Source organism: Fimbriimonas sp. LA-C6 (assembly GCF_055398105.1).
The window spans coordinates 1,271,687-1,284,633 of record NZ_AP038796.1 but is presented as its reverse complement, the minus strand read 5'-3'; the positions used below and the strand labels follow the sequence as shown (position 1 = coordinate 1,284,633).

The following is a 12,947-nucleotide window of genomic DNA, read 5'->3' as shown; positions in this document are numbered from 1 at the left end:
ACCGCTTTGAGGGGCTCGGCTCGGTATTCTGCTTGCACCGTGGTTTTAGTGTTTGGCACGATTTGCATTGATCGACTCCGACGCGTGGAGAAGCTTCCTCAGTTAGGGGGCTATGCGGAGGTGATTGATGAGCATGTGATGTTGGGTGGAGAGGCAGCGAACACGGCTACGGCTTTGACGTTTTGGAAGCATGATGTGCGCTTGACTGGAAATCGGTTGGGTGATGATGACGACGGAGCGATCTTGTCGAAGCTCGTTGCGGAGAAAGAGCTTCCTTATGTGGAGTTAGACATCGATGTTCATGCGGTGCCTTTCAATGCGGCGCCTGTTTGTGATGTGTATGTGACTCCGGATGGGGAGCGGACCATGTTTGGGCGTGGGTTTAAGGATGCTGGTCATGGTTTGCAACTTGATCGCATTCCGTTTGAGTCTGGAGCTTGGTTCACGGCTGAGCCTAATATGACGGAACTCTCTGAAACGGTGGCGCGAATGGCACACGAGAGAGGGATGAAGATTTATTTGATGGACTTCCTCTGGCCGGATGAGCCGATTGCTTCGGGTTCGTTTTGGCAGGGGAGTACGGACTGGGCTGGGCATCGGAATAACACTCAGAAGAACGTCGCTTGGGTTAAAGATTTGGTGGCGAAGCATGGTTGCTTCTCGATTTTGAGTGATGGGCCAAACGGGTTTGTTGCGGGGTCTCCTACACATCCTGTGCGGGCCTATCCTCCTTTTCCTGCGCCTGAGGTGGTTGATACGACGGGGGCTGGGGACATGTTTCGTGCGGGGATGTTGCACGGTTTGGATAGTGGGTGGCCTATTGAGGAGTGTCTGAAGTTTGCTGCGGCTGCGGGTTGTCTGAAGTGCAAGGGGTTGGGCGCGACGACTTATGTGCCTTCTGTTGAGGAGATCGTGACCCATATTGCAGAGAACGACCATGTGGCGCGGCAGTATGGGCCGTAATCGGTGGTCCTGACGTAGATTAGTTGTGGTGTTGGTCATTCGAGCGTGACGGCCACGGAATTCATAATTAGAAGCGAAGATGCCAAAGAAGGGACTGCCTGAGATTGTTGAAGAGAAGCTGAAGCTTCTGCCCGCAGAGCCCGGTTGCTATATTTACAAGGATGCTGAGGCGAATGTCCTTTATGTAGGCAAAGCGATTTCTTTGAAGAACCGGGTTCGGAGTTACTTTCAGACTTCGACGAAGCACGGTGCGCGGATTGCTCGGTTAGTCTCCAAGATTCGGGATATTGAGTGGATTGTGGTGACGACCGAGGTTGAGGCGCTTGTATTGGAGTGCAACCTCATCAAGCAGCATCGGCCTCCGTTTAACGTGCGGATGCGTGATGACAAATCGTATCCGTACATCGTGATTACGAAGGAGAAGTATCCGAGGGTTTTGTTTACGCGTCGGGTGCAGAAGGAGGGCGGGAAATATTTCGGGCCGTACACCAACTCCTATGCTGTTCGGGACACGTTGCAGTTGTTGCATAAGATCTTTCCGCTGATTCCTTGTGGCAAGAGTTGGAGTGGGCGGGATGAGCAGCGGCCTTGTCTTTATTATCATCTCGGTCGGTGTCTTGGGCCTTGCGCGGGGCTGAGCGATAGGAACGAGTACGCGAAGGTGATTGACCAGGTGGAGCGGTTCCTCAGCGGGAAAGAGGAGACCATTTTGGATGACCTTCGCGCGGATATGTTGGCTGCTGCGGAGGAGTTGAATTTTGAGAAGGCTGCCAATATTCGCGACCAGATCCAGGCGATTGAGACGCTGCTGCAGCGGCAACGGGTGATTGTGGGCGACACCGTGGATCAGGACGTGATTGCGGTTGTGAAGGATGACCGCGGGGCGGCTATCCAGATGCTGTACATCCGTGGTGGCAAGTTGATTGGGCAGAGGCAGTACATCTTGGATGGTGCTGCGGATGCTCCGCCCCAGGAGGCGGTTCAGGAGTTTGTGAAGCAGTATTACATGGATGCTCCTGAGGTTCCTCGCGAGATTCTGCTGCCGGTGGAGATAGAGGAGCGGCAGATTGTTCAGTCTTGGCTTCGGCAGAGGAAGGGAAGTGCGGTGACTGTGGAGGTGCCGCAGACGGGTGAGAAGTCTCGGTTGATGGATATGGCTGCTGCGAATGCGGAGCAGGCGTTGAATCAGTTTGCGACTGAGCTCCAGATGAAGGAGGATTGGGCTGAGGAGGCGATGACTCAGTTGCAAGAGGCGCTGGGTCTGCCTAACCTTCCGATGCGTGTGGAAGGGTACGACATCTCGAATATTCAGGGGACGTCGCCGGTTGGGTCGATGGTTGTTACGGAGAATGCTGAGGCTGCCAAGGCGGAGTATCGTCGCTTTAAGATTCGGTATCACCCTGAGAGTCCTAATGACTTTGCGATGATGCATGAGGTGATCACGCGTCGGCTGAGGTCGTACCTGGATGGCGATGAGAAGTTCCAAAAGCTGCCTGATCTGTTTATGATCGATGGCGGCAAGGGGCAGCTTTCGGCGGCTCTGAAAGCGCGGGATGAGTTGGGGATGACTGTGCCGATGATTGGTCTGGCGAAGCGGCACGAGCTTATCTATTTGCCTATCGACGGTATTGATGGAGGGGAGCCTGTCACGACGGTGGCGAGGACCGAGGAGTACTCCTTTGCCCGGCCAGCGCCGAAGTCTTATGGGTATCGAGAGATTGAGCTGCCTTTGAACTCACCCGGGTTGATGCTGCTGAGGAAGCTTCGTGATGAGGCTCACCGGTTTGCGATTACTTATCACCGGAAGATACGCGACAAGCGGATGGGAGCTTCTGCTCTGGAGGAGATTCCAGGTGTGGGTCCACGGCGGAAGAAGCTTCTTTTGCGGACGTTTGGTTCGCTTGAGGGAATTCGTCGGGCGAGCGCTGATGAGATTGCGGCGGTTCCGACGATGACGAAGACTCTTGGCGAGAAGATCAAAGAGTATTTGGCTGAGGGGTAGGGGCGTGGAAGTAGGTCCCGAGCAACATCCTTGCTTCAGGATGCCGTCCTCATGCGCGATTCCATACTATTTAACGTAAGTCTATGCCGGTCTTAGTCTTCTCTCAGTTCGAAACAGAAGGTGCCTTGCTTACCGTTTTTGTCGTCGCCATACGCGATGATGAAGCTCCCGCCAATCGTAAACTCGTCTCCAAATGAGTTGAGACTTGACACGTCAACTTCAAGCCGCTTTCCGGTTTCTCCATCCAAAATAGCTCTTGGGCTCGAAGTAAGAACGTAGTTCTTCCCAAGCCAGCGGCCACCGGAGAAGTTCGCATTTGACCACTTGACCTTGCCTGTGAGCGGATCTCCCAGTGCCAATGGCGAAGTAGGGGTGTTCTTGAGATGCTGAACCGTTTCATAGGTCTTTCCTTTCGGCAGTTGGACACCAAGCACTCCTTGGGTTGGACGAGAGATGTCGGAGTAGGTGATAAATTGCAATGGGGAAATCCTGAGGGGCGGAATGATGAGATCTTGAAAATTTGTCATTCGCCCGCTGCCTTCGATAAACCTGCCGATTGCCCAAAACTCCCCTTTGGAGTCGCCAGTCACCCATACATTGCTCATGAAAGAGTGTCTTAGCGTCAGTGATCGGGTCACTGTTTTGGTTCCTGGAAGCATCTCGACGACTTCGCCGTAGCCGTTTGGAGCTTTGTAGTTGAAAGCTAGCTTGCGATGTGGCGTGTCGAAGAAGGCATTCATCTTCCAGTCATCCAGAATGCGGTGCGTTCCAGGGAGTTGTTGTGTCGCGGGGTTGTTTGTGGCGGAAATGCTCCCATCGGTTAGTGAGAGCATCCCGTGTTCGGTAATGGCAACCTTCTCTGAGATTGGCTCAAGGTAGCGCACTCCAATATGATATGGGAGGGTCCAGACGGATACCAACCGAAGGTGGCGCAGCCCTGAACTGATTGCGGATGCAGCTAGTAATGAAACGATAGTGATCATGGTTTGTCCGATATACGGGCGGACTTCAAAATGGGTCGCCGTCTATGTGACATATCAGAGCGTGAGGCAACATTAGAAAGAACAAGCTAGAAGCTCCATACCGACTCGTCATTCTGACGAGCCACTTTTCTGAGAGTTTCTAATGGCTTTAGAGGTTCCCCGCTGATGAGAGTGGAGTGTGCCAGGTTGCTATGTGCCGAGTTTGGGTTTGGGATTCAGGTTATTTTTGCTGCAAGATTTTCTTAGATGGAGTTTCAGATGAATCTTGTGGGCACATTGGTGATTTCCAAGTGGAAAGACCGATGCGCCCCGGTTCTTCTAGGTGGAGGCTTCCTGTATTCGTCGTGGAGTATCTGCTATCGCTTGCCGGAAGGGGTTAGGATTGTTGTTTTTTAACGCTCCAAAGACAGTCGGTATTCCTTCGGTAGAGGGGCTTGGTGGAGCCAGGCTTCTAGGGTTTTCTTTTGGGCTGGGGTGGCTTGTGGGTTGCGGGTGACTCCTTTTTCGTTGAGGAGCAGTCCTGCTTTGGCGAGGGTGGCTTCTATCGGGAGGTCGCCGGGTTGCATGACCCAGGCGTCGTAGAGTTGGCCCATGGGCGCGCCTCCAAAGTGGACGAGTTGTTTGCGGATTTCGTCTTTTTTGAAGCCTGGTTTGCCGTCTTTGCAGAGGTTCCAAAGGGCTCGTTCGACGTCGTCTAGGGAGTGTTTGCCTTTGGTGCGTGAGCGGAGTTCGATGTCGAACATGAGGCCTAGGAGCCAGCCGGTTGGGTAGTAGTTGACTCTGTAGCCGCTGCTGTTGCTGCTGGACTCTGGGGTGCGATCGCCGGATTCGAATGGGCTGACTTCTAAGCGGGCTTTGTTGGAGCGGACCTCTGCGGTGGTCTCGGTTACGTGTCTCAGTAGGTCTGCTTCGTCCATTCCTTGTGCGCGGTAGGGGATGATGGATGCGTAGTAGTCCGTTACTCCTTCCAGCCACCAGAGAGCTCCGGCTTTGGGGAGTTGGGTGTAGTCGAAGGGGCCGAGCGCTTCTTCTCTGATGCGTTTTACGTTGAATAGGTGGAAGAACTCGTGCGCCATGCCGCGGAGTGCTCCGCGTCCGATTTTGTTTCCAAGGAAGATGTCGGTGCCGTTGAGGTGTTCGACTCCGCCTGCGTTGTCTCCGAAGGGGACTGCCATGACGTGCCACACATATTTGGGATAGGGGGCGGCGTGGAAGAAGTCGGTGGTGGATTTGGAGATGAAGCGGGCTAGTTGGACGACTTTATCTTTCTCAAGCTTTGCGGCGTTGGGACCGCGAACGGCTAGCGTGTACTCCTTGTCTCCGACCTGATACTTCCATTCGATGTATTCGCCGAAGGTGACGGTTGCGTCGGCTAGTTCATCGTAGTTGGGTGCTTGGTAGACGTCGCCCTTCTGGGCGAGGCCGACTGCTGCTTTGGTGTCGGTTGGGAACAGGGTGAGGGTGCAGGGCTCGTTTTTGCGATCTACTAGGTAGAGGTAGGTGGATGGGCCGGTGTAGTGGATGGCTTTTCCGCTGGAGGCGAACATGCCGATGCGGCTGTTGGAGCGGTCGACTTTTCGGCTGTAGCGCACGGTGACTTTCTTGGCGCTGTTTGTGGTGACTTCCCAGGTGTCGCCTTTGGGGTGGGTTATTTCTAGTGGCTGCTGGTTTTCATCTTCCGCTTTGAGGTCGTTGAGCGTTTTCCAGTAGTCCTCACGCACGTAGAGGCCGGGCGACCAGCTTGGGAGTTGGAGGACGGTTTTGGTTGATTTGGGGGTGAAGGCTAGGGTGATTTGTAGTTGGTCTTCTGCTCGGTCGAATCTCACTCGGTATTCGATTTGGGCGCGTCCTACGGCAGACAGTGCGAGTAGGGAGAGGGCGACGTAGGTTCTGTTCTTCATGAGGGATCTTAGTGAGTGGGCTCGAATCGTACTACAAATCGATGGTTGGGGCCAACTTTTGAGGGTAGGGGGAGTTTCATGGTTGGACGGCTCTTGCCGGAGAGTGCGAATGATAAGTTGGGGCGGTCTGAGGCTTCGGTTGTGAAGGTGAGTTCGTGTCGCTTTTCGTCCAGCGTGATGGGGCCGGAGAAGCGGGTGCCGTGGAGCTCGAGGTCTAGCGAAGTGTGTGAAGTGCGGATGGAGAGACGGCGGCGGAGGCCGTCTTTAGGGACGAAGCTGTAGCCTTGTTTGCTGGGGACCGTGGAGCCACCAAAGCAGAATCGGCCGAAGATGGGGTCGTCAGCTACGACGGTTCGGGCGGCTCGGAGAGCGCCGGAAAAGCCGAGGTCGATCTCGCATGAGTAGTACCAGGAGCCTCTGCCGTGAGGTTGGTCTAGCCAGGTGTGACCGTAGGCTGCGGGTTCGAATCCGCCACCGGCTGCTCCGTCGTTGTCTTTGCCGGGGTACCAGTAGCCGTAGTTTGAGGTTGCTGTCCCGCTGTTCATGAGTGCCCAGGAGCTTAGGATGGATTGGTATCCCAATCGGAGGTAGGGCGAGGGATCCGGGGCGTAGTTGAGGCCGTAGTGGAGGACGCTACCGCCTCCCATTTGGGCCATGTAGGACAGCGTGTATCCATCTCCGCCACCGCCTCGGTAGTCGCTGCCGAGGTAGTAGTAAGCGGGTTCGATGGTGCCTCTACAGAAGAGGTTGGCGGCCATCTGTTTGTCTAGGAATGCTCTTGCTTTGGTTGGTTGTTGGTTGTTTTTGATGACGTAATCGCCGAGCGCTTCTGTGGATTCGAAACCTGTTGAGTCGAAGGCGTATTCGGAGCTGAAGAGGTCTAGGTCTCCGCCGACGAATGCTTGGACTTTCTTGGTCCAGAACTCTCGGAGCTTGGCTGCTTCGTCCGTCATGTGTTCTTGTTCAAGGTCTTTGATGAGCTCGGGGATGACTACTTCGTTGTAGTAGCCGGTCTCGTAGGGTGACCATTTCACCAGTTTGTCTGGGACTGTGAACATCGCGACGGTTGTGCCGTAGGCTCGCTGGAGGTATTCGCGGGCTGGGAGTTGGGTCTTGATGCTTGGGTTGTTTTTGGCTACCTGGTACATGCTGCGGTACATGAGCACGATGTGGGGGTAGTCGTAGCATCGCCAGAGATGTTCGGTGCCTTTGGTTTTGTCTGTGGCTTTGCTTGCGCGCAGGGTTTTCCAGTCGGGAATGCCGTAGATGGCGTAGGGGAAGGGTTCTTCAGTTGTGTGTTGGAGTCCGCCCCAGACGAAGTGTGTGATGTATCGATCGAGGGCGTCTACTTCTTTTTGAACTGGGAATTCGGCGTTTTTGGATGCTAGGTAGCCTGGCTTGCCTAGGCCTGGGTCGTCGCAGGTTACTTCGTAGATGCGCCAGCCTTTGATGAGATCGTAGTTGTCTGGGCTGAGCGATACTTTGCTCTTCATGTTCCACTCGCGGAGGAGGCCCTGGTACCACTTTTCCGGGTTGAGTTCTTGCGACTTGGTGAGGAAGGCTGCGCGCTTCTTGATGAGGGTTTCTACTGGTTCGCAGGAGAAGAATTCTAGGTAGGTCTTGGACTTGCCTTGGTTTACCGTGAGGAGGTTTTCGCCTAGTTTTTTGAACTGTACGCGGTAGATCTTATAGTTGCCCCGCGTGGTGATGTATTGGATTTTGGTTTGTGCGGGATATTCGGGTTTGATGCTGCTGATGGGAGCTGAGGATCTGAGGGCGACCTCGGTGGTGAGGTCAGTTGGGACGGTCATGCCGGGGGCTATTTGGACGTCGAGCTTGCCGTTGCGTGCGAGGATGTCGCGGACGGACGGGTAATCCTTTGCCCATTCGAAGGCGTAGCCGTAATCGACTGACTGGCCGGGGAGGAGCGTTTTGGAGGTGTGGGGTAAGCGCCAGCTTCCGTTTTTTGACTGGATGGTTGGGATTTCGGAGGCTGAGTGGACGAAGGTTTGGTAGGTTCCGTCTTGGGTGTGGTTCCAGTATTCGAGCGACGTGCCGGGTAGGCAGGTCATGGTTAGGTAGGGGCCCTTGCTGTCGGGGCGCATCCAGAACGCGAAGGAGCCTGCGCCGGAGATGAAGCTGTGTTTGAGGACGGATGACTTGTGCCCGTTTTCGAAGCGGGTGTTCATTGGGAGAGGGGTGGCTACTCCGCCTAGTTCTAGCGGTTTGGTGGACTGATTGGTGATTTTGAAGTGCCAGATCAGTTTGCCGTTTTTCGTTTCGAACGTTGAGTTGACACCGAGGTTTTTGTCGGCTGGCTGCCATGCACCTTGTTTGATCCGATAGTGGACTTGGACTGCGCCGAGTTTTTTCTTGGTTGCGATGTACTCGGTGGCGAGCTTGTCGTTTGCGTATCGGATTGAGGTGATCGTTCCGTGGGAGGTCTGGATTTGGAACGGGTTGGTGGGTGATTGAGGTGAGAGACAGAGGAACAGGCTGAGCATGGTGATGACCGGATGCCCACACATTCTATGGGATGACTTGGTCTGCGCCAAGACCGAAAGCAGTCAAGTTGTGAACCTATTTGCGTCGCTGCTTCAGAAGAGGCTTTCTTGTTTGGGTTTGGATTCTTCGAGGACTTGGGCGTGGGGGATTGGGTTGCCTTTGTCGTCTAGGTGCAGGACTGTGATGCCTCGGGTGGTGAGTGCTTCGGCGATGAGTCTGGAGCGGTGGCAGCGGTGGGGGCGGAGGCAGCCGCACATGAGGCAGATTTGGCGTTTGGGGTCTTCGGCGGCTTGGATCAGTTTGTCGAGTCCTAGGTGGAAGTTGGGCTGGTGGAAGAAGGGGGCGATGTCTACTGAATCGGGGTCTTTGCAGAGGACGGGGCTGTTTTGGACTCCACCCAGTGTGTCGCCCATGTAGATGTATTTGAGGCCGGTGGGTGGGACGATGTGGGCTAGGCGTTCTCTCCGGAAGTCTTCCCAGTAGCTGGATTGGGGGACGCTGCGGACGTCGACCAGGTGGGTGACGCCGTGGCGTTGCATGAGCTCGATGAAGGCGGGGAAGCCGCGATTGCCGTATCCGGCGGTAAGGATGTGCATAACCGTACGAAGAGACAATTGTATCTCTTCGTACGGCTGAAGGTGCTACTTGATTCCGCTCATGACGATGCCTTTGACGAAGTATCGCTGGCCTAGGATGAACATGATGAGGAGGGGGATCATGACGAGCACTGCGGCGGCCATGAGGAGGTCCCATCTTTCGTTGTTGAGGGATTGGTAGGTTCGGAGGCCTGCTTCTAGGGTCTGCTTTTCGGGGCTGTTTAGGTAGAGCAGTGGGCCCATGAAGTCCTTCCAGTTGCCGATGAAGCAGAAGATGCCGACCGTTGCGAGGGCTGCTCCTGAGTTGGGGAGGAGGATTCTCCAGAAGATGGTGGCGTGGCTGGCACCGTCGATGAGTGCTGCTTCGTCGAGCTCTCGGGGGACGCCCATGAAGAACTGGCGGAGCAGGAAGATGTTGAACGCGCCACCTCCGAAGAATGCGGGGATGGTGAGGGGATAGAAGGTGTCCACCCAGTGCAGATATTTGTACAGCACGTAGGTGGGGATCATGGTGACGATGCCGGGGAGCATCATGGTGGCGAGAAGCAGGATGAAGAGGCGGTCACGACCTCGGAATCGGAGTCGCGCGAAGGGGTAGGCCACTAGGCTGGAGCTGAGCAGGACGCCTAGGGTGGAGATTGTGGCGATCAGCAACGAGTTCTTGAAGAACATGTCGAAGGGCGCGTTGGGGTTGGACAGGACCGTGTGGAAGCTGTCCCAGGTGATGGCTTTGGGTGGTGCCCAGATGGAGGAGGAGGCGATTTCGGAGGGGGATTTGACCGACATCACCGCCATGATGTAGAGCGGCATGAGGAACGCGATGGCACCTACGACCAATAGAAGCCACATGGCGAGCTTGCCGACTCTGCTTGCTTGCTCGCCGCGTTTGGCTGCGATGGTGTACTTCTCTAAATCTGTTCGGACTTGTACGTGACTCATGGCTACTTTGCCTCCGACTCGTAGTGGACCCACTTGCTCATTCTGAATTGGATGAGGGTGAAGATCAGGATGATGAAGAATAGGATCCAGGCAAGGGCTGAGGCGTATCCCATTCTTAGCGATTGGAACGCTTGTGAGAACAGGTGGTACATGTAGAAGCGGGTGCTGTCGTTGGGTCCGCCTTGGGTCATGACGAACGCTTGGGTGAAGACTTGGAAGCTTCCGATGAAGCCGGTGACCAGCGAGAAGAAGAGCGTTGGGGTGAGAAGTGGCAGCGTGACTGCTTTGAACTTCTGGAACACGCCTGCTCCGTCGAGGGTTGCTGCTTCGTAGTAGAACTCTGGGATTCCTTGGAGTCCTGCTAGGAGGATGACCATGCCTCCGCCTGCTCCCCAGACTGACATCATGATGAGCGCTGGGAGGGCGAATCTTTCGTTGCCTAGCCAGTCGAGGTTTTTGCCGGGTGTGCCTGCTATTCGGCTGATCATGTCGCCTAGCCAACTGCCGTGGGAGCCGTAGATGACGGCGTTGATGAGGCCGTTATCTGGGTTGAAGACTTTGCGCCAGATGAGGGAAGCGGCGACGAGGCTGCTGAGTGACGGGACGTAGTAGAGTGCTCGGAAGAGGGGTACTCCTCGGATTTTTTGATTGAGGAGCAGTGCTAGGCCGAGTGCTACGCATAGACCCATGGGGACGCTGAAGAAGGTGTAGATGAAGGTGACTTTGATCGACTTCCAGAAGACTGGGTCGATGCTGACTGCTTCGACGTAGTTTTGGGGTCCGCGCCATTTGGCGGCTTGGATGATGTCCCAGTCTGTGAAGCTCATCACGAGAGAGAGGAGCATGGGGCCGACCGTGAAGACGATCATGCCGATGATCCATGGTGAGATGAACTTGTAGGCGGATCGGCTTTCGATTTTTTCTCGGCTTGTGTATTTGAGGCGTCTTTCTGGGAGGTAGATCCACGCAAGGATAGCTGCGGCTAGCATGAGGATGACGGTGCCGCCGTAGCGCCAATCGAAGGTGCTGAGATTCTCTTCTTTGATGAGCGTTTCTAATCTTGCTTGCGCGTTTTTCTGGGCAGGGATCATGACCTGCTCGGCGGTGCTTTGTCCGTTCCAGAGGAGATCGAGACCTGTGGCTAGTCGCTCACTGACGCTGGGCCAGTAGTCGGCGTTGGGGCCGAAGATGACGTAGGGTACGGCCTGATCGGTTGCGATCATGTTCTTTGGATACTGTCTCTCGGGTGGGCTGCTGGCTGTTGGGAGCCAGGCATCGGAGAGCGCGAGTTCGCGGATGGCTGGCTGGGCGATGCCTGCTTTTGCCATGGCGACCATTCCTTTGGGACCTGCCATGTAGCTGGTGAGCTTCCAGGCTTGCTCGGGGTATTTGGTGGAGCTGAAGATGCTGTAACCCGAGCCACCGGTGGGAGCCATGCGTTTGCCGTTTGCGAAGGCTGGGAAGAGGGTGATGTCCCAATCGAAGAACGAGCTTGTTCCCAGTTTGATTTCACGGCGCATCTTGGGCACTTCCCAGATGCCGGATTGGAACATGGCGATTTTCTGGCTGGAGAAAAGCTGTTGCGCGGTGGACATGAGCACGCCCGTTGTCTCCGTGGAGTTGGGCATGTACTTCATTTTGTTCATGAAGTCCGACGCGTACTGGTAGGCCTTGATGGCCACTGGATCGTTGGTGGTGACGAGTGTGGGGTGTTCGTTGTCGTTTGCTTGTTTGCCACCGGCGGAGTACATGAAGGTGGTGGCGAGGAGCTCGGGCCAGCCGGAGGCGATGGCCCAGCGGTTGACTTTGCCGCTGCTGTCACGCTTGGTGAGTTGATCGCAGACCCAGATGAAGTCTTTGTTCTTGAGCTCGGGACGCATTTTGTAGTCCCAGGTCCAGGTGCCATCGGGGTAGGGGAGACCTGCTTCGTCGAACGCCTTCTTGTTGTAGTAGATGAGACCTTCGGGCGCGATGTCTCGTGGGAGGACGTAGACGGAGCCTTTCCACGAGTGGGCGTCTACGATGGGTTTGTAGAACTTCTTGATGTCGAAGTCTGGCGCGCGGTTAAAGAACTGGTTGAGTGGGAGGATTGCGTTGCGCTTGGCCAGGCTTTGGAAATGCCCTGGGTCCATCATGGCCACGTCGGGTGCGACGTTGGCGGCGTACTGGACCAGCATCTTTTGGTGATACAGGTTGTAATCGGGGAAGGTCTCCAGTTTGACCTTGATATCTGGATTGTCTTTCTCGAACTCTTTGATGACGTTTCGGATGACGACGAGTGCTTCGTCGCCGTCCCAGACGGTAAATCTCAGAGTGACCGGGTCGGCAGCGATCGCGCTGGAACTCGCTAAAAGAAGGGGCAGCGCTGCGGCCAAATAACGAACTATTTTCAATATCGACACCTTTATCGAAGCGTTTCGACAAGACGATACCTAGCTCATCTTGTAGAGACGATATGGATGATGCAACAAAAAAGGCGAATGAACAAGGAATTCATTCGCCCAGCTTTGTGAAAAGGTTAAACGCGGACTTTTTCGCGCTTGTCCGGCAAAGGTTGTGGAGCCGGCATAATTTCGTGCTTGCCTTTTTCGATGGCGGTCATGGCCTTTCCAACTACGCCTTCGAGTTGGCTTAGCACGTCGTAGGCATACTTCTCAGCGCCTCGACGCATTTGTACAGAGTCTCGATCCGCGGCGTTGCGAATCTCTTCACTCTGCGCTTTGCTGAGCTTCAGGATTTCGCTTTCTGCCACCATTCGCTCTTGCTGAAGTTTTCCTTCCTCCAAGATTCGCTCGGCCTCTTTGCGAGCCTCAGCGAGTATGCGTTCCGATTCTTTACGAGCGTTGTCGAGGACCGATGAAGCATCTTCACGTGCTGTCTCCAGGATCCGATCTGTCTCACGAACAGTACTGACTGCGACCTTCAACTCTTGGGGAAGAGAAGCGCGGATTTTCGCGATTTGCATACTGACATCGTCCCTGTTGAGACCCCATGAGATAGGGCCGAAATGAGGAGTGTTGTCAATGATTTTATTAAGGTCGTCAAGCAGGCGGAGAAT

General features: G+C 55.0%; 9 protein-coding genes. 2 read left to right on the top strand and 7 right to left on the bottom strand.

Features of this window, described 5'->3' with window-relative positions:
- Positions 1-39: 39 nt before the first annotated feature.
- Positions 40-963 carry a carbohydrate kinase family protein gene (locus ACZ51B_RS05990; protein ID WP_464296326.1) on the top strand — a complete coding sequence of 308 codons (924 nt, stop codon included), beginning with the start codon at positions 40-42 and terminating at the stop codon, positions 961-963.
- A gap of 79 nt (positions 964-1,042) precedes the next feature.
- Positions 1,043-2,965, top strand: coding sequence for an excinuclease ABC subunit UvrC (gene uvrC / locus ACZ51B_RS05985; protein ID WP_464296325.1), 1,923 nt, complete (start codon positions 1,043-1,045; stop codon positions 2,963-2,965).
- A 92-nt stretch (positions 2,966-3,057) separates the two neighbouring features.
- Here the strand turns inward: uvrC and ACZ51B_RS05980 are convergent, their stop codons facing one another.
- From ACZ51B_RS05980 to ACZ51B_RS05950, 7 genes are all read right to left on the bottom strand, one after another.
- Positions 3,058-3,948, bottom strand: coding sequence for a hypothetical protein (locus ACZ51B_RS05980; RefSeq protein ID WP_464296324.1), 891 nt, complete (start codon positions 3,946-3,948; stop codon positions 3,058-3,060).
- 392 nt (positions 3,949-4,340) lie between these two features.
- Positions 4,341-5,849 carry a M61 family metallopeptidase gene (locus ACZ51B_RS05975; protein WP_464296323.1) on the bottom strand — a complete coding sequence of 503 codons (1,509 nt, stop codon included), beginning with the start codon at positions 5,847-5,849 and terminating at the stop codon, positions 4,341-4,343.
- 8 nt (positions 5,850-5,857) lie between these two features.
- Complete coding sequence (locus ACZ51B_RS05970) at positions 5,858-8,353, bottom strand: DUF5695 domain-containing protein (RefSeq protein WP_464296322.1); 2,496 nt, start codon at positions 8,351-8,353, stop codon at positions 5,858-5,860.
- Positions 8,354-8,446: 93 nt separating this feature from the next.
- Positions 8,447-8,968: a DUF488 domain-containing protein gene (locus ACZ51B_RS05965; RefSeq protein ID WP_464296321.1), complete on the bottom strand. Its 522-nt coding sequence runs from the start codon at positions 8,966-8,968 to the stop codon at positions 8,447-8,449.
- Positions 8,969-8,995: 27 nt separating this feature from the next.
- Positions 8,996-9,889: a carbohydrate ABC transporter permease gene (locus ACZ51B_RS05960; protein ID WP_464296320.1), complete on the bottom strand. Its 894-nt coding sequence runs from the start codon at positions 9,887-9,889 to the stop codon at positions 8,996-8,998.
- A 2-nt stretch (positions 9,890-9,891) separates the two neighbouring features.
- Entirely contained in the window at positions 9,892-12,282 is a 2,391-nt protein-coding gene (locus ACZ51B_RS05955; protein WP_464296319.1) for an extracellular solute-binding protein, read from the bottom strand.
- A gap of 125 nt (positions 12,283-12,407) precedes the next feature.
- Positions 12,408-12,854 (bottom strand): hypothetical protein, encoded by a 447-nt coding sequence (locus ACZ51B_RS05950; protein WP_464296318.1) that lies wholly within the window; start codon positions 12,852-12,854, stop codon positions 12,408-12,410.
- Positions 12,855-12,947 lie beyond the last annotated feature (93 nt).

Excerpts from the sequence above, each read along its gene's own strand:
- ACZ51B_RS05980 (WP_464296324.1), bottom strand. The coding sequence starts at position 3,948 with ATGATCACTATCGTTTCATTACTAGCTGCATCCGCAATCAGTTCAGGG.
- ACZ51B_RS05970 (WP_464296322.1), bottom strand. The coding sequence starts at position 8,353 with ATGCTCAGCCTGTTCCTCTGTCTCTCACCTCAATCACCCACCAACCCG.
- ACZ51B_RS05950 (WP_464296318.1), bottom strand. The coding sequence starts at position 12,854 with ATGCAAATCGCGAAAATCCGCGCTTCTCTTCCCCAAGAGTTGAAGGTC.
- ACZ51B_RS05960 (WP_464296320.1), bottom strand. The coding sequence starts at position 9,889 with ATGAGTCACGTACAAGTCCGAACAGATTTAGAGAAGTACACCATCGCA.
- uvrC (WP_464296325.1), top strand. The coding sequence starts at position 1,043 with ATGCCAAAGAAGGGACTGCCTGAGATTGTTGAAGAGAAGCTGAAGCTT.
- ACZ51B_RS05975 (WP_464296323.1), bottom strand. The coding sequence starts at position 5,849 with ATGAAGAACAGAACCTACGTCGCCCTCTCCCTACTCGCACTGTCTGCC.